Origin of the sequence: Aquisediminimonas profunda, from assembly GCF_019443285.1 — a bacterium.
GTDB classification, from domain to species: Bacteria; Pseudomonadota; Alphaproteobacteria; order Sphingomonadales; family Sphingomonadaceae; genus Aquisediminimonas; species Aquisediminimonas profunda.
This window is the reverse complement of record NZ_CP080327.1, coordinates 2,328,773-2,345,575: the sequence shown is the minus strand read 5'-3', so window position 1 is coordinate 2,345,575 and position 16,803 is coordinate 2,328,773. Positions and strand designations below refer to the sequence as shown.

Annotated in this window: 17 protein-coding genes and 1 tRNA gene; 7 read left to right on the top strand and 11 right to left on the bottom strand. The window is 57.3% G+C overall.

Features of this window, described 5'->3' with window-relative positions:
* Positions 1-389 precede the first annotated feature (389 nt).
* Positions 390-722, top strand: a complete 333-nt coding sequence (locus K0O24_RS11655) for a hypothetical protein (protein WP_219892910.1) — start codon at positions 390-392, stop codon at positions 720-722.
* 67 nt (positions 723-789) lie between these two features.
* Positions 790-1,206 carry an Imm63 family immunity protein gene (locus K0O24_RS11650; RefSeq protein ID WP_219892909.1) on the top strand — a complete coding sequence of 139 codons (417 nt, stop codon included), beginning with the start codon at positions 790-792 and terminating at the stop codon, positions 1,204-1,206.
* 498 nt (positions 1,207-1,704) lie between these two features.
* Here the strand turns inward: K0O24_RS11650 and K0O24_RS11645 are convergent, their stop codons facing one another.
* Positions 1,705-2,121 (bottom strand): hypothetical protein, encoded by a 417-nt coding sequence (locus K0O24_RS11645; RefSeq protein WP_219892908.1) that lies wholly within the window; start codon positions 2,119-2,121, stop codon positions 1,705-1,707.
* Between the two features lie 398 nt (positions 2,122-2,519).
* On the opposite strand from K0O24_RS11645, the gene K0O24_RS11640 reads away from it, so the two are divergent.
* Both K0O24_RS11640 and K0O24_RS11635 read left to right on the top strand, forming a co-directional pair.
* Positions 2,520-3,095, top strand: a complete 576-nt coding sequence (locus K0O24_RS11640; RefSeq protein ID WP_219892907.1) for a hypothetical protein — start codon at positions 2,520-2,522, stop codon at positions 3,093-3,095.
* Between the two features lie 192 nt (positions 3,096-3,287).
* Positions 3,288-3,932: a DUF2306 domain-containing protein gene (locus K0O24_RS11635; RefSeq protein WP_219892906.1), complete on the top strand. Its 645-nt coding sequence runs from the start codon at positions 3,288-3,290 to the stop codon at positions 3,930-3,932.
* A 161-nt stretch (positions 3,933-4,093) separates the two neighbouring features.
* Here K0O24_RS11635 and K0O24_RS11630 read toward each other — a convergent pair whose 3' ends face one another.
* The 7 genes from K0O24_RS11630 to K0O24_RS11605 form a co-directional block, all read right to left on the bottom strand.
* Complete coding sequence (locus K0O24_RS11630; protein ID WP_219892905.1) at positions 4,094-5,470, bottom strand: efflux transporter outer membrane subunit; 1,377 nt, start codon at positions 5,468-5,470, stop codon at positions 4,094-4,096.
* On the bottom strand, positions 5,470-6,582 hold the full coding sequence (locus K0O24_RS11625; RefSeq protein ID WP_219892904.1) for an HlyD family secretion protein: 1,113 nt from the start codon (positions 6,580-6,582) through the stop codon (positions 5,470-5,472). Before K0O24_RS11625 ends, K0O24_RS11630 begins: the two co-directional genes overlap by 1 nt.
* The gene (locus K0O24_RS11620; RefSeq protein ID WP_219892903.1) at positions 6,579-8,258 is read right to left on the bottom strand and encodes an MFS transporter; all 1,680 of its coding nucleotides are present in this window, start codon (positions 8,256-8,258) and stop codon (positions 6,579-6,581) included. The genes K0O24_RS11625 and K0O24_RS11620 overlap by 4 nt, the downstream gene beginning before the upstream one ends.
* 27 nt (positions 8,259-8,285) lie before the next feature.
* Positions 8,286-8,408 carry a hypothetical protein gene (locus K0O24_RS16885; RefSeq protein WP_281421654.1) on the bottom strand — a complete coding sequence of 41 codons (123 nt, stop codon included), beginning with the start codon at positions 8,406-8,408 and terminating at the stop codon, positions 8,286-8,288.
* Positions 8,409-8,419: 11 nt separating this feature from the next.
* Positions 8,420-9,130, bottom strand: a complete 711-nt coding sequence (locus tag K0O24_RS11615) for an alternative oxidase (RefSeq protein WP_219892902.1) — start codon at positions 9,128-9,130, stop codon at positions 8,420-8,422.
* A 240-nt stretch (positions 9,131-9,370) separates the two neighbouring features.
* Positions 9,371-10,735, bottom strand: a complete 1,365-nt coding sequence (locus tag K0O24_RS11610) for an aminotransferase-like domain-containing protein (protein WP_219892901.1) — start codon at positions 10,733-10,735, stop codon at positions 9,371-9,373.
* Positions 10,728-11,126, bottom strand: coding sequence for a DUF983 domain-containing protein (locus K0O24_RS11605; protein ID WP_219892900.1), 399 nt, complete (start codon positions 11,124-11,126; stop codon positions 10,728-10,730). The genes K0O24_RS11610 and K0O24_RS11605 overlap by 8 nt, the downstream gene beginning before the upstream one ends.
* 442 nt (positions 11,127-11,568) lie before the next feature.
* On the opposite strand from K0O24_RS11605, the gene K0O24_RS11600 reads away from it, so the two are divergent.
* Both K0O24_RS11600 and K0O24_RS11595 read left to right on the top strand, forming a co-directional pair.
* A complete protein-coding gene (locus K0O24_RS11600; protein ID WP_219892899.1) occupies positions 11,569-12,066 on the top strand; it encodes a GNAT family N-acetyltransferase in 498 nt (165 codons plus the stop codon).
* A 297-nt stretch (positions 12,067-12,363) separates the two neighbouring features.
* Positions 12,364-13,047 (top strand): hypothetical protein, encoded by a 684-nt coding sequence (locus K0O24_RS11595; RefSeq protein ID WP_246610974.1) that lies wholly within the window; start codon positions 12,364-12,366, stop codon positions 13,045-13,047.
* Positions 13,048-13,314: 267 nt separating this feature from the next.
* Here K0O24_RS11595 and K0O24_RS11590 read toward each other — a convergent pair.
* Positions 13,315-13,391: transfer RNA gene (locus tag K0O24_RS11590), tRNA-Arg, on the bottom strand.
* A gap of 106 nt (positions 13,392-13,497) precedes the next feature.
* On the opposite strand from K0O24_RS11590, the gene K0O24_RS11585 reads away from it, so the two are divergent.
* On the top strand, positions 13,498-13,992 hold the full coding sequence (locus tag K0O24_RS11585) for a hypothetical protein (RefSeq protein WP_219892898.1): 495 nt from the start codon (positions 13,498-13,500) through the stop codon (positions 13,990-13,992).
* Here the strand turns inward: K0O24_RS11585 and K0O24_RS11580 are convergent.
* Both K0O24_RS11580 and K0O24_RS11575 read right to left on the bottom strand, forming a co-directional pair.
* Complete coding sequence (locus tag K0O24_RS11580; protein ID WP_219892897.1) at positions 13,985-14,533, bottom strand: gamma carbonic anhydrase family protein; 549 nt, start codon at positions 14,531-14,533, stop codon at positions 13,985-13,987. The two genes, K0O24_RS11585 and K0O24_RS11580, sit on opposite strands and share 8 nt — an antisense overlap.
* 12 nt (positions 14,534-14,545) lie before the next feature.
* Positions 14,546-16,777 carry a spermidine synthase gene (locus K0O24_RS11575; protein WP_219892896.1) on the bottom strand — a complete coding sequence of 744 codons (2,232 nt, stop codon included), beginning with the start codon at positions 16,775-16,777 and terminating at the stop codon, positions 14,546-14,548.
* Between the last annotated feature and the right edge of the window lie 26 nt (positions 16,778-16,803).

Sequence of the window (16,803 nt, the reverse complement as noted above, 5' to 3'; positions counted from 1 at the left end):
CAGTTGGCAATGGACGCTCGGTTCTGATTGCATGGAACGCGCCGCAATTATCCTCAGGGCAACCGCACGAAACGGTGTCCACATGGTATCTTGGCCCACCGCTGCGTTTCTGGAGGCTATTCATTCTTTCCTCGCTCTTGATCGTGTCAATGATCGCATTTCGCTTGAGAAATTTTCCAGACATTTCATTTTCCTTGCCGATTTGCGGCACATATCCGGTCGGCTCGTCCGCCAGTTAAATCAGTTTGGCACGGAGTGCGAGGGACCACCAGCATCCAAAATTCAACGTCCGCTTTCCACCCCAAATCAGTCGCGGCGGTTAGTCAGCGAGCGACCCCATTGCGGACGTTGGTTCAATCCCGCATCATGATCTTGGGAGGATCACCTGCATGCTTTTGGGTCTTATCGTTCTGGCGAGTGCTGCTTTCGGCGGAGACGCGGAAAAGTGCGACATCGTCGTTGGCGAACTTGTGCCGAACGCACATGTGGCTCGTGAATTGGCCGATGTGATTATCCGAGGCCGCCAGACACCCGAAGAGCGCTCACGTTATGTGTTGCACGTTGAACCGGATGGAGAGACAGGCTGGTTCGTGTACCAAGGACTTCCTGACAGTTCACCAGATGCAAAAGGCAATGTCCCTGTTACGGCCGGGGGTGGTGGACTTGGTATGCGGATCGACAGGTGCAATGGCGAAATGAGCAACGTCTATTATCAGCGGTGATGGCAGGCGCCGCATGTCCGCTTACCACCCCATTGCGGACGTTAGGATTAGGTGCCAACTGTGCAACATGCAGAGTGGAAACCTCGTCAGCTTAGCCACGCTCCGGGCCCGGATAAAGCAACTGGCGGACAAGATCGATGCGCCCCCCAGCTATCTACCGGCGTTCGAAAACTCTCGGCAAGATGGCAGCCATCATGTCGAAATTGATCGGCAATATCATTGGGTAGTCTGCGAACGGGGTTCCGAGTTCCAACGGCGTTCAACTAGTGATGTGGACGAGCTGCTTTTTTGGGTCTTCTCTTCGATAACTTTTTCGATGGCCGTGGATTTCGAATTTGCTCATCGCAGAAGTGGGGAGGATGCTAGGCGGCAGCTCTTCTCGAAACAGGAGGAGTTTCTGGGTAAGTTGTTTCAGTCATGGGCCGATCGCGAAGCGCAAGACCATCAGGTGATTTTGCAAAGAAACCCCTTTCGCGACAATTGATCGAATGACCGCTTCCCACCCCATTTGCGACTAAGCGATCGGTCAGAGAGGGGCCCCATTGCGGACATACGCTTATGCTGCCAACATCGCGAAGTATGCATCGGCTATCTCTTCGAGCTCTGCTCACATTTTGCGGTGCAATCGGTTTTGGAGGAATTTGTGGAGCACGGTCCAATATCGCTACAGCTGGCTCGCGACCCAAGCGTTAAGCAACCAACTTAGACTCGTAATCACCATAGTTATACACAAACCAAAGCTTACAAACTTTGCAGTTAGGCCGTATTTCCAAAATGCGCCCGCAAAAGTTAGAACGACCTCAAGTAGGTATGTGAAAATCAGCTCCGATTTGCCAGAATTGAGCCCAACCCAAATGAGCAAAAGCGGAGACAGAATGATCCAGACTAACAATAATATCTTGGTCATTTCGCCCTCCCATTAGATTTTGAAGACCTACATAACAGGGATCATCCGCTTTCCACCCCATTGCGGACATTATCTCTACGCAGGCGGGTGGATGCAAACCATAGTCGTGCGACTATGTCCGATGTGCCGTGGCGGAAGGTGTTTCACTTCCCACCTGTCTCCACCTTGAGCGACGGCAAGTATTGCCTCGCATGTGAGCCTATCGGGTGCTGTCTCACCGAGGACCGTCTTCACCCCGCCATCTCGAAATAGATTGAAAGCGCATCGTTGGTCACGGGCATGGTTGCGGCATGCAAGGTTTTCGATATGGAGGTCTGGCGTCGCTGGACTTTCCTTCCCTGCATTATACCACAAGGAAGCCACCCAGTTGCCATTTCCGATCATGGCATTCAGCTGAAGGTCGCTCCAGATTGCTGCACGAAGCTTTCCCGCCAATGGTTCCGCTGGTGTGAGCATAGTTGCTGCAGAGGCGAGGAAGAGGATAGGTGTCATTGCCCCGAGCATACTTGCGTTATGTCCGCTTACCACCCCAAATGCGTCATTGCGGCAATACTGGTTTCGACCCATTGCGGACATTGCGATCACGAACATTGCTGCAGTTGCGTGTTCTGAATTTCGTCTCAGACAAGCATTTGAGTTAAGCACCCTAAGGGGCTAGCAAAGCCCGAGAAGATGCGAACTGGGAACGTGGGGGCGAAATGGGAGCAGGGAATTCAGCGAACAGTTTCGGTCAAAACGTGCGATTGGCGAAACGGTCCAACGCCTTCTTTTTGACCGCGTCCGCTCTAATGACACTCATTGTCTTTCTAGGCTTCCTTCCAAGCTTCTATTTACGCCCGCATTTCCGCACTACACCTTTGCCTGGCCATCTTCTGTTGCATGGCATGATCATGACAGCTTGGCAGCTGCTATTTTTTTGCCAAACTCTCCTGATTGCGACGGGAAGGTTCAAACAGCATCGTCGACTGGGATATTTTGGTGCTGCCTTGGCGCTCGCGGTCGTTGCCGCGGGTGTCCAAGCGGTGTTGAAGCAACCGGCCTTTTACGCCGAACTGGGTGAGGCGCCACCATTCCCGATGGAAATACTTGTGGTCGGCAACATCTTTGGTTTCGGTCTGTTCGGCACGCTTGTGGCTGCTGCCATCGCTCTGCGGCGGGATACGGCTTCACATCGTCGGCTTATGTATTGGGCTTGCATTGTTACCATGGGGCCCGCCTTGACTCCCGGTCGAAGCCTTGGAGCTTTTATCGTGCCCTATTTCCCCGCCACCTTTCCGCCGGAGATCACTCTGGGCTGGATCAGCTGGATAGCCCTGCTCATTCACGATTGGCGCACGGCGCGCTTCTTCCACCCCTCTACCATTGTTGGCGGCATGCTGATCCTATTCGTTGCGCCCGCAATGCTCGACTGGCTTCTGCAGATCAGATCAGTGAGCACATGGGTGCAGTCACTTGCGACTGGCTAACAAAGGCAGATCCGATCAAACCAATCGCGACAAGCAACCCGCCTTGTCCGCTTATCACCCCAAAGTCGCCGCTGCGGGAGGTCAGAGCGCGACAACATTGCAGACGTTACAGCCGGTCCGAAACCGAAGCGCGCATATCAGTTGGACCTTTCGCGAGCTAGCCTCTAAGCTTCTGCCGACCGGGGGCAGAATATGGCTACAGCAAACCCAGTAAAAGTGCAGCGCTTTTCGTGGAGCGGTCTGCTTACCTCGCTGGCCGTTGTCCTGTTCATCGCACTCGTTGTGCGGTTCCTCAGCCTCGGCATTCCTGGAGTGGCGCGACACCCAGCCGACAAGCACTGGGCCTATTGGTTGCACATCGCTGGCGGCAGCGTGGTAATGGCGCTCGGCCCGTTCCAGTTGATCGCCCCGATCCGCAACCGATTCCGTCGCTATCACCGCTGGGCGGGCTACACGTTCGTCGGCGCCTCGATCGCGGCGTTCATCGGCTTCTGGGCCGTGCAGCCGGGCGACACCGATGTCTTCTTCCTCAGCCAGGCGACGGCGATCAGCCTGTGGATGCTGGCGATGGGCGCGGCGGTGATCGCGGCGCGGCGCAAGCGCCTCCTGACCCACCAGCACAACATGACCCGCGCGTTCGTGCTGGCGTCTTATTTCGTAGTCGTCCGGCTGATGGACAAATATGGCATGGGCGCTGTCGGCATCTTCGCCAGCGAAAAGGCGGCGGCCAATGCGCATAGCGACTGGCTGGCTTGGGTGGTGCCGCTGGTCCTGGTCGAAGTTTATTATGGGCGGAAGTGGGACCGGTTGCTGAAGAAGCGCGAGCGGTTAGCCTAATGTCCGGTAACCACAACAAAGTCGCCGAAGCGAATAGGCTGCGAGCGACCGCATTTCGGACATACTATTCCACTCGTCAAACTACTGATAAGTGGAATAGTACTTCTAGTCGGATTGCAGGGCTTTCAAGGAGACGTACAGCTTCGCGCACATTTCGCAGCCTAGTCTCCGACTAGACCTGCTTCACTCCAGCCGCCCCCTAGGGCTGCAAACAACTGTATTCGACTTGTCAGCGCTGCCGATGTGTCATCGATAAGACCGAGTTGCGCAGTCAAAAGGCCGCGTTGCGCATCGAGTTGCTCAAGATACGGGGCGTAGCCTGCGCGATAGCGATTGGTGGCAAGCCGATAAGTTTCACCAAGTTGATGAACCTGCTCCGTTGCAATTGCCTTTTGCGCGTCAATCAACGACACGCCGGCAAGCGCATCTTCGACTTCACGGAATCCATTTAATACGGCGCGGCGGTATACAAATGCCGCCTGATCCCTACGCGCGGCAGCGCCTTCAGCCTGCGCTTGCAACCGCCCCCCTTCGAAGATCGGGGCAAGAATACTACCGCCGAGCGAAAACAAACTGATGGGGTCACTCAAAAGCGTAGAAATAGCGAAACCCGCAGAGCCGCTTAGGCGCATCTGGGGGAGGAATCGCTTGCGTGCCGCCGCCAGATTCGCGTCGGTAGCTGCAAGGCGATATTCGGCTTCAGCAATGTCTGGACGCCGCCTTATCAACTCTGACGGCAGACCAGGTGCAACGTCCACTAACTGCAATTCAGCAAGCGGCTTGCCTCGGTCAATTGAGCCGGGCAGCTGTCCCGCAAGCAGGCGAAGCGCATTTTCCTGGCGACGAATAGCAAATTCGACTTGGGGGATGATCCTGGCCGTAGCCTGATATTCGGCTTCGGCCTGGCGCAGCTCCAGCATTGGCGCATAGCCTGCCTGAGTGCGTGAACGGGCCAAACGGCGCGCTTCGTCCCGCGCCACGAGCGTCTGCTTTGCCACGTCAAGGCGCGCATCAAGTGCCCGGAGGTTCACATATCCACTCACTGCTGTACTCGCGACCATGAGACGCACCGCATCGCGCGCGGCAAGACTTGCAATATAGCCCTGATCGGCAGCCTTGCGCTCATCGCCGATACGTCCGAACAGGTCGACCTCATAAGCGATCTGGAACTGCGGCTGCGCGGCCGTCTGCTCGAGCGGTTTGCCAAAGGCGCTCACGGTTCGCGAATTTGCGCCACCGGCTCCGACTTCGATATTCGGGAACAGGGCGGCACTGGCCAATTTTGCATGCGCTCGCGCTTCGCGGACGCGCCCAACCGCAATGCCGATTTCAGTATTCGTCGCCAATGTGTCTGCGACCAACCGGTCAAGTGTCTGATCGCCAAAACCTGTCCACCAGTCTTGTGAGCCGATCTGGGCACCGGTTGTCTGTGCACTCCAGCTTGAGGGCGGAGTGACCTCTGGGACCGGAGTGGTCTTGAGTACCGGGCCGGCACATCCGGCCAGCGCCAGCAGCATGAGCAGTCCGAAGCATTTCATCACTTCTGCTCCGTCGAGACACGCGCCTCGACTGACATGCCGGGGCGAAGGCGGGCAACAAGCGATTGTCCCGGATCGATCGAGATCCTGACAGCAATGCGCTGTGAGACCTTCACGAAATTGCCAGTCGCATTGTCGGGCTTCAGAACTGCAAATTCAGAGCCCGCTGCGGGAGACAAGTTCTGCACATGGCCGCGCAGTTCAGCCCCGCCGAGCGCATCAACCCGAAATTTAACTGGTTGACCAATCCTCATATCGTGCGTCTGCGCCTCTTTGAAATTGGCAACCACCCATTTGTCGTGAGGAACGAGGTAGGTGAGCTGAGTTCCCGCCGTGACGAATGCGCCAATGCGCACGCCGAGTTCGCTCAACTGGCCGTCGGCGGGCGCGCGGATAATTGTGTTGTCGAGGTCGATCTGTGCCAGCCGCAGCTGCGCCTTTGCCGCTTCGACCCCAGCCTCGAGCCCGCCGCGCCCGACCCGGACTGACAAGACATCTTCACGCCCCACGTCCCGCGCGGCCCGGGCCTGCCGCAGTGCGGCCTCGGCTTGCCGTTCTGCGGCCAGGGTCTGATCTCGCTCGCGCGTTGATATCGAACCGTCGGCGACCAATGCATCAGCCCTGCGCATGTCGGCTCGTGCTCGCGCCAGTTGCGCTTCGGCATTGGCAATACCTGCTTCTTGGCCACCCAGCGCTGCGCCGCGTGCACGTTCGGCTTGAGCGGAGTTCGAAAGCCCTGCCAGTTGCGCCGCCAGATTGGCCTGCGCCTGCGCAACGCGAGCGCGATAGATCCGATCGTCAATCTTTGCGATTACCTGACCCGCATTCACTTGCTGGAAATCCTGCACCGGCACGTTCGTGACATAGCCACTCACTTGCGGACTGATGACCGTGACCTTTCCGCGGACATAGGCATTGTCCGTGGACTGAACAGAGCCAGAAAACGGCGGAAAGCCCCAAGCATAGAGGACGAGCAGGATCGCAAGAATGGCGACCGCTGCGATTGCCAGCTTGGCCTGCTTACTCCGGGTTGGTGGCGCCCATCCTGAAGGCGTGTTCGGGTCTTCCGTCAGAACATCCGATGATTTGGCGGCCGGGGTCTCTTCGTTCATTGGGCGCCTCCACTGGCGATGGCAGCTTGGGCAGCCAGCATGCGCTGCTGCAATTGTATGATGGGAGAAACTTCACCCCTGTGCAGAAGCGAGTAGCGTAGCCAAATGCCCCAGCACAGGATCAGGATTGAAAAGAAAAAGATCAATAGAAACAGATCGTTATAGGCAAGAATATGGGCTTCACGGGCGACCTGGCGGGACAGGATTGCTGTCGCATTTGCTCCACGTTCGACAATGTCGGTGGTCAAACCGCGAAGCGGAGCGCCGCTCCCTGCAACGCGGGCTGCCGAGACGGGGTCACTTAAGCGGATCGACTCGACGAGTTGATTGGAATGGAACTTCTCGCGGCTGATCTCAAAGGTTCCGAGCCATGCCGAACCGGCCAGGCCACCCAAGCTCTGGCTCGTGCTGAAGATCATGACATAACCGATAAACGCGCGAGGTCCGGCCAGCAGCGTGCGTGCGATCCCAATCGCCATGGCAGAACCGAGGAAAACGATTGCTGCAAAGCCAATCAAGGCCTGGCTGATATAGAGATTTGCCGGCCGCGTGAGGTTGGTCGCATCGGAATCCATCAGCGAACCAATGGCAATCAGAGCAACGGAAACGATGATGGGAAAGGCCACATCGTTCGGACGAAAGAGCAGAACCATTCCAACAAGCCCTGCAGCACTTGCAAGCAGGATGACCATATTGAGGCCGACCAACTGGTCCGACCCCATGCCTTCCACGCTCAAAAGTCCAATTGACCCGACGGATTGCTCCGACAAGAGCAGGCGGACATAAGCGGCGATCAGCATCAACCGCGCGATTTCGCGTCGGCCGAGCCATTGAACGTCGATCAAGGGTTGCAATCGGCCATATTCATGGATCAGTGCGGCGGCAATCAGCCCGATCGCGGCCGCGAGCGCAACCCCGATCCAAGGTGTCTCTGCCCACCAACCGAGTCGCCCCTGAGACAGGACGGCGACAAGGAGCCACATACCTGGTGCGAGGAGCCCGATGCTGACGAAATCGGCTCGCTCAAATGCCTTTTCGCGATTGCTTGGCGGCAGTGGAAGCAAGCAAATCGCTGCCAACGTCGCCAGGGCAAATCCTAGTTCGATCCAATAGGTCGGGCGCCAATCGCCAGTGACAAGCAGGCTCGGCGATATGACACGCGCCAAGGGTGCGCCGAGCTGGGGCAAGCAAATACCGACCATCGCGCCAACGATACGTTTTGACGGGGGCATCGCTTGCATCATGTAGAGGATCGTCAAGGTAATTAGCCCGGAACCGGCAATCCCGGCCAAGGCTCGCACGAAGAGCGCGGAACGAAAGTCGTGGATCAATAGATGGGCAATAGTCGAAAGCGCATAAACAGCCAGAACGATCCTGACGAAGCGTTGCAGACCATATTGCTGACGAAATTTGATGAGCAGCAAGTTGGCGGTGACGTTGGTCATGTAATAGGCAGAGAGCAGCCATGCGCCCTCAACGGGATCAAGGCCCAAGCCTCCCTGAATAAATGCCAGGTTGGCCTGGATCAGCCAGACACCGAGCCCAGCCGATACCCCAACCAAAATTGAAATCAGGAAATAGCCGATCCTGCGCTGTACCGGATGCGGCGGATTGGCTGGAGACCCGGGGAGGGTGGGCTGCTCAGCGGGAGGGAAACGAAATTCCATTTCGGCCATTACCTGAACTCCCAGCCCGCCAGACGATCAGTCAAGCGCATTCTTGGCACGTGGACGCGCACCAAAGCCCACGCCCAGTCCGTTGTACATGTCGATGAGCCCAATCGCGAGTGGAAGGTTTACAAGCCCGACCTTCGCGATTGGACGCATCGGCGATCTGCTCACCCCGTGCCACGAACAGTTGACCAACCTGCCTGGGGAGTTCGTGCCAGATGCGGTTGGGCGCTGCTGATCGCGCGCGGATCTACAGCAATGCCCGCCAGCGTGTCGGCGAAACAATGGTTGGTGTCGCGGTGGTGCGCCTCGTCGGCACGGACGATCAGCACTACGTCGCGAAGCGTCGCGTCGTCTGACAGGTTCCAGTAGCGCTTGGCGATCTCGGGCGCAGGGACGTTCTCGACATGGCCGGAGTCAATTTCCTTGAGATATAGCGTGTAGCTGATCACCGCTTCCTCCTCGAAATAGCCGACCACGCGGTGCGCAGTACGCGGGCTCAGCAAATAGAGCAGGAAGAAGAAGCAGTAGAAAACCCATTGCACGATCAGCACCACCAACCGCTCAAACCAGGTCGGTTTTGCGAGCGCGATGAACGTCATCAGGTGCATGCGCTCATTTTCGGCTTCGTCAATGAGGGTCGCGATCCAGCCATTATCGTCGCACATGCGACGTAGGCATCGCAGATGGGTGAGTGTGCCACCCACCATACCGGGCACCGCCGCCACAGTTTCGAGCACGATTGCGCGATTGCCATAACGCTTTGCGAAGAATTTGTCGGCGCAGAAGCGCAGCAACTTGGTGAATCCTAGTGCGATCGCGTCACTAGGGCCCGCCGGTTTGCGGTGCGCGACGCCATGAGTCGCTTTGTAGTCCATTGAGTTCTCCTTTAAGTTCAGCGTCATACGTTTGGCTTATGTATGGCGTTTAAACCATACATAAGCCAGACAAAAAAAGGTGTCAATATTGGCGATGGAAAACCGCCTTCTCGAACGAACCTTCGGGTTGCCATCGGTCATCCGAACCGCACGGTTCCAGATTCCAAAGTTCGGTTGCTTAGATTGCGGGACGGCTAGACAGCGCTCACCCGCTCTGCTTTGAAGCTCGGCGTTCTAAGATTAGACCAAGGCTGGCGAGCGACCCGCCTGCGCTGAAGCTCGCGCGGCCAAGAGTCGCAGCCCGCGTGTAAGGCGCTCAATATCGAGCAAACCACCAAGGGAAACACGAACCGCTTGTTCCTGGGCTTCACCAACGGCGAACCGACTGGATGGAACAACAGTCAATGAACTGTCCCTGGATTGATCGGCGAGATCTTGCTCCGAAACACCCGGCGGCAGTTGCAGCCACAGATGATATCCTTGCGGATGGCTGGCATAGCTTGCGCCTTCTAATGCCTCGCGCGCAAATCCCTGGCGTCGGCTTGTCTCGACCCGCATTGTCCGAATCAACTGATCGTACGTGCCGTCCTGAATCCAGCGTCTGAGAATCGCGACATTGAGCGGCGGCGCCATGATCGCAGTTTCGTGCACATCATCAGCAAGTCTGATGGCGGCACTGACGCTTGGAGCGCGCACGAAAGCGACGCGCAGCACGGGTGAAATTAGTTTGGATGTGCTGGCAATATGCCAGGTCTGTTCGGGCAACAGGCTGGCGAGCGTCGGGATGGGCTGCTCGGCCAACCCCCCATAAGCATCGTCCTCAACGATCTTTAAACCTGCCTCGCCAACGACCTCCGTTATGTTCCGACGCTCCTCCAACGAGAGCGTCCTTGCAGTTGGGTTATCGTTTGTGGGCACCACATAGACGCCTGTGATGCCGTCCCGGCTGGCGGCGTATTTTATCGCATCCGCGCTAAATTCCGGCAGCGCAATCAGCTTAAGCCCCAAGCGCTTCGCAAGTGACTTGAAGCCGGGATAGACATGCACGCCGCAAGCCAGAGCGTCTCCTGGTGCAAAATTGGCACTCAAAATGGCATGCAGAGCATTCTGTCCACCAGCGGTGATGACTATTTGTTCCTGATCCGATTTCAGTCCCGATTGCGTCAGCAATTGAGCACCTGTCTGGCGATCAAGCTCTGATCCGCCGGCGGGCTGATATTGAAGCTCGGCCGGGTTCTCGCCCAGCAAGATAGAAGCGGACGTCTCTGCGATTGCGCGACCAATCATGTTGCCCGGCAGTTCTGGCGGCATGTTCATGCCTGAGTCGACGGAAGCCAGCACGCGAGCGCTGACTGGTTTGGATTCCGCGACAAAGCTCCCGGCACGCCCGTTTGCGACAATCAGCTTGCGCTGACGAACCAAGTCATACGCTCTGGTGACCGTCGTCAGGTCCACCTTCAACCGTGCCGCCAACTCACGCTGAGGCGGGAGCCGATCCCCCGCCCGCAGCTCTCCGCTTTGAATCGCCGCAACTAGCGCATCAGCAATCACCTGATATTTGAGCCCGGATGTAAACCGCAGGCGGGAGGTCCATGCTTCAGTCATCAAACCGATTGTCCCACTGATCTGGCGACCGCCCATCGAGCTGCGCCCAGAGCCGTCCGGTCCCTGCTTCTTGTGCCCTGTTCACATACTGGGAGGCGACCAGCCAGCCCTTAATCGGTCGCAGGGGCAGCAGGCAACCCAGAACCATGAATGGGACTGAAGTAAGCAGGTGGACCCAGAAAGGGGGGGCGAACACGACCTCCAGCCACACAACGAAGAAGATCAACGGGAGAGCCACGATGCACAGCGAGAAGAACGCGGGCCCGTCGTCCGGCGCGGCGAAGCGATAATCCAACCCGCATTTCTCGCACTTGCTGACAATCTTGAGCCAAGACTGAAACATGTGGCCTTCACCGCAACGAGGGCATAGACCTTTCCAGCCGCACTTCATGATCCAACGAAACTTGTCTTCCTGCAAACTCGACTGCACACGTCACCTATGTATGGATTGTTTGCCATACATAGTCCTAACAAAAACCTTTATCAAGACACTCCCGTGTGCGAGCGGCTGCTCAGGATCTGTTCCGGCCGAGTTAAGACGAGCTGGCCAATGGCTTCCCGCTTAGACCACAGCCCGAAAGAAGGCTGGCCGATTTCGATCCATTTTAGCCATTCGGAGGCTATTAACCTAAGGCAGCTTTTGACCGAGCATCTTAGGCTGCGGTTACGGCCGACGTGTCAGCGTTTGCCGACGCATCTTATTCCACGGCCAATGTGGGCTTTCCGCCCCATTGTGGACATTTCAGCCGGTCATCCCAGAGCAGGTGCGCCGACACGCCTGGGCTACGAATGGCCCCGTTGCAGACGATCACAGCAATAGACTATCGAGTTGCATGGATCTCGCCGTTGAGCCGCCTTTTCAAATTCGCCCTGCACGGTCACAGCTTGATGTTTCCGCCGCTCGCAGTCTCTTTGCTGAATACGCCGAGTCCTTGCCCGTCGACTTGAACTATCAGGATTTTGGATCTGAGGTTGGCGAGCTGCCGGGCAAATATGCAGAGCCGCTCGGTGAGCTACTGATTGCGTGGGATGCAAAGGTCCGGCCGGTTGCCTGTGTTGGCATGCGGCCGCTCCACGGTGATGGAATATGCGAAATGAAGCGCCTCTACGTAATTCCTGAGGCGCGTTCTTTTGGTCTCGGCAAGTTGCTGACTAATACAGTCATCGGAACGGCGAAAGCCCGCGGCTACGTCGCACTGCGCCTCGACACTCTCGGGACGATGAACAGGGCCACCGCGCTATACGAGCGGATGGGCTTTCGTCGCATCGAACCGTATTATGGTCCGACGCCGCAGGGCACCATTTTCATGGAACTGAACCTGACCCGCTAACGTCCGCTTACCACCCCTTCGCGGAAATAGAGATAGACTTGGGCCTGGATGATAGCGGACTGTCAGGTTTTTCTCCGATCAATAGCCGATTGGACGATTAGGAGCGCAGGAAGTCATCTTTGCATTCCTATTTAACTCCCAATAATTGGAAGGTAGGTGGAGTCCGCACTGCCACCGCGCGATGTCGAGCACATGACTGGGTATTGATTTAATATTATGCAGCGATGTTGACAATTTCACTCGATCTGCAACTATTCATACTCTCTCCGGCCCGGAGAGAAATGGGGGGGAATCCAAATGAGATTTATTATGCTCGCCGCGCTTAGCGCGTCTTCGATGTTTGCCGTTGGTTCGGCCTATGCTCAAACAACATTGGCTGCTCCGCTTGCTGCAACGCCAAACACTGCTCCAGTTACCACTGCTGCGGTCCTTCCCCCTGTCGCTGCTGTTGGTCAGGCGGTGCTGCGCACTGGAACGGAAGTTCCGCTCACGCTTGCAGAGCATCTGACAACAAAAAACAAGGCAGTCCGGGTCAACCAGCGCTTCCGTATGACTGTTTCAGCGGACGTGAAGGTTGATGGGCAGACTGTAATTCCTGTCGGCAGCCCAGCAATGGGCGAAATCACGGACGTGCGAAATAAAGGCATGTGGGGCAAGTCTGGTCACATCGGCGCCAGGATCTTGTATGTGCAAGTTGGTGGTCGTCAAATCCGACTGAGCGGCACTTTCGATGACAAGGGCGTTACCGGAACTGCTGGCGTAGTGGCCGCCATCGCATTCGTTCCCATCGCCGGGTTCTTTACAACAGGGACGAGTGCCGACTTGCCTTTGGGTGGTGCCGTGAAGGGCTTTGTGGACGAAGACGTTCCGCTGTCTTTCGCGACGCAGCAGACTGCTCCTTTGGAAGTGACACCAACTCCTCCCGCAATGGTTTTGCAGGCGCCAGCGTCCAGCAGCGCTGCGGTTCAGCCGCCAAAATGAACGATTTTGGGTTGGGCGCGTTACGCTATGCGCCCAACCGCTTTCGATCATGCATCAAGCCGGACTGGGGGCGGAACAAGCGCCTGCTTATGGGAAGCGGCTGAACCTCATCCGTGCGCTGGAGAAGCCGCACTCCCTTTCTATCGAGAAAGACTGTGCGGCCGCAGCGGTCACAATTTGTGACTTAAAACGACCTTTGTGCTTGCTATGTGATTGCTAGCCTAATTTTCTAGCCAGAGCCGAATTAGAGAAAATGTCGGAAAACCCTGGCGCGCCCGGAACGATTCGAACGTCCGACCCTCAGATTCGTAGTCTGATGCTCTATCCAGCTGAGCTACGGGCGCGCGGGAGAGGTGCCTTTAGTCGGCAGCAGGGCGGAGCGCAACCCTGTTCGGCGTGAAAAGGCACGAAGGCCTTTCGCCATCCGCGAACAGCCTTTAGGGGTGGGTCATGTACACACGCGCCACGGCTTTTCTGATCCCTGCCCTGCTTTCCGCATGCTCCGCCCCGGGTGGCTATCCGTCATTGGCGAAGCGTCCCTTTGAGAAGCCTCGGGCATCCGTGCCAGATGCTCCCTTGGCACCACCGCAGGCATCCGACCCTGCCCTTCTGGGTCGCATTGCAGACGCACTCAAGCTGGCCAGGGATGGCGTGCCGGATTTTGAAGCCGCTTTGCCAGCGGCTCGGGCTGCCGCAGAACGCGCCTCAGGCGCTGCACCGGAAAGCGAGGTCTGGATTGACGGCCAGTTGATGGTCACACGGCTCGAGAGCACAACCGGCCCTGCACGCGATGCGTTGGCTGCGCTCGATGATGAACGCCGTCTGCTCGATGCCAAACCGGGATCTCCCGATGCCCCGGCACTTCTGGCCGCAATTGCAGAGGTGGAAGCGATTGATGCCCGCCAATCAGAGGCGGTCCACGCACTCCTGTCGAAGTTCAAATAGCGTCAACCGCGCTCTTGTGGGCTTCACCGTTGCGCACGTAATGCGCCACGGCCATCTGGTTCCCGATTGACCAGCTTTCATCCAGTTCTCGCATGAACCGGGCCGGCCTGCCGCCCCACATTTGTCCCGTGGGAATGATCTTGCCAGGCGTCAGCATTGCGCCGGCGGCCAGCATCGCATTCGCTTCAATCACGCAGCCATCCATGACGATTGATCCCAACCCAACCAGAGCACCGCTGCGGATCGTGCACCCATGCAGCATCGCCATGTGCCCCACCAGCGCATCCTCTTCGATAATCGTTGGTGACCCGTTCAAGCCACCGTCTGCCGAATCGCAATGGATGACCGTGCCGTCCTGAACATTGGATCGAGCGCCGATACGGATGAAATTGACGTCGGCGCGCAGCACGCAATTATACCAGATGCTTGCGCCAGCCCCGATCTCGACATCGCCGACAATCCGGCACCCCGGCGCAACGAAGGCGCTTGGGTGGATGCGAGGGGTCTTGCCGTGCAGCGGGATGATGCTGATGTCGTTCATGTATGAGCCACCCTAATTGTCTCTCTTATATGGCTTCAGGATCGAAAGGATACTGGCATGATCGTCAGTCCAGGGCTTGAACCCTGGACGCGAGCCAATGGGGCGCCACTTTTCAGCCGGGTTGGAAACGATAAGGCGGTCGATGACCTTTTTATCCGGTGAGAATGCGATCCAGAGAGAATGAGAATAATTGAGGTTCCTCTCCGCGTCCGTCACATCATAGTCGCGAGCAGCGCTGGCCCATCCTTGCCTGGCAATCGCCGCCAGAACTGGCTCAAGGTCAAGGAAGCGGTTGGAGATATGCACCATGAGAAGGCCATCGGGCGCGATGTGCCGACGATAGGTCGCGAAAGCCTCAGCCGTGAGCAAATGCATCGGCACGGCATCGGAGGAAAAGGCATCGATAGCCAGGACATCGGCACTGTTTGGCTGCGTGGCGGCAAGAGTAAGACGAGCATCGCCAATGACCACCTTCACTCCCGGCAGGCATCTGGAAAGGAATGTGAACCGCTTGGGATCCGACGCAATTGTGACAATCGCCGGATCGATCTCGTAGAATGTCCAGTGCTGATCGGGCTTGGCATAGCAAGCTAGGGTTCCTGCACCCAAGCCGACGATGTCGATCCTTGCGCCTGGACCATAAATCGCCGGTATTGCAGTCATCGCAAGGCCGATGCCCGAATGGGGCGCATAATAGGATGTGGGCTGGGTCTGCCGGGACGGCGCCAAGTTCTGCACGCCGTGAACAGTGGTGCCATGGACCAGATAGCGCGTGTCTACACCATTGCTCCGAACCGAATAGACCCCGAAATAGCTCCGCGTCATCATGCCCGGCTGAATGGAAAGACCGATTTTCTGCCACCCGTTAAGCGTCAACATCAGGCAACCCAGGCAAAATGCGAAGAGCCAGCGCTTGCCAAGCGACGCAACAGCCGCCCCGATAATGACAATAATACTGATTGGCTGGATGAATCGCAGCGCTTCGTTGTACAACGGGCCACCAGCCAGCGTTGCTGCCACCAGTGCTAAAAGAGCAATCGCTGCAGCCGCAGCACGACCGTTCGCACTTTCGAGAAGCTTCTGGCTGGTCTCGAATATGGCTCGGGGAACAAGCAGCAATGCAGAGGCTATGATCAGGATCGGGTGCTCATACGTCCAGTCGAAGATGAGCGGTGCCAATATCGCGCAGAATATCCCGCCAATCACGCCGCCCACCGACATGGCCAGATAAAAACGGGTCAGATGCTCTGGATGCGGGCGTCGGGCGAACATTTCCGAATGCAAGGCCACTGAAACCACGAACAGGTTCACGAGTGTCAGGAGCGCAAAGGAGAACGGAAAACGCGTCGAGTCCATAAAGGCCGAACAGGCTGCCATGAGGATGACGAACGGCGCAAAATGCCTGCAGAAATCGGCCAAGCGCCTGTTGGTTGCGAAGGCGACCGAGAAGCTGAGCAGGTAAAGCCCAAGGGGCAGTACCCAGAGCAGCGGCATCGCAACGATATCGGTCGTCAGATGGAGGCTTGTGGAAAGCATCAAACCGGACGGCACGGCTGCAAGGATGATCCAGCGCCCGACCGTGCGCCAATCCGGCGCAGGCGTTTCCTGCTGTGTTGGCTGAGATAAAGCAGCCGCTTTAGGCATCATGAAAGCTGACAGGACGACAAGTGCGAGCACCAGTAGATAGCCGGCACTCCAAATCTCGCTCTGGCTGGCAACGGGGAGCAGCGGCTCAAGCAAAAGCGGATAGGCAATGAGCCCGCCAAAACTTCCGATATTGGATGCTGCATAGAGTGGATAAGGATCGCCGCCGCCTGAAAGGGAAAACCACCTCTGCATCAGTGGAGCTTGTGCCGCGATGACAAAAAAGACCGGGCCGATTGATGTCAGCAGCAGATAGGGCACCCAGAAAACGGGATTTGCGTCAGCTGACGGCAGCGATGACGTCAGACCAACCGGCAGCGTCAGCGCTGCGGCGACGAAGAGAAACAGGTGAATTGCGGCCTGCGTCCGGCCCGAAAAGCGCCCAAGCCAATGGGCATAGGCATATCCACCCAGCAAAAGCGCCTGATAGACGACCATCGCAGAGTTCCAGACTGTCGGAGCACCGCCCAGCCGCGGCAGCGCCATGCGCGCTACCATGGGCTGAACCAGAAAAAGCAGAAAGGAACCCGCGCATATCGTGACGATATAGCGCAAGCGAAGTGCGCGATCCCCGTTTGGCGCATCGACTGGCTGGCTCATCTTTATCGACCCCGTGGTTGCTGCGG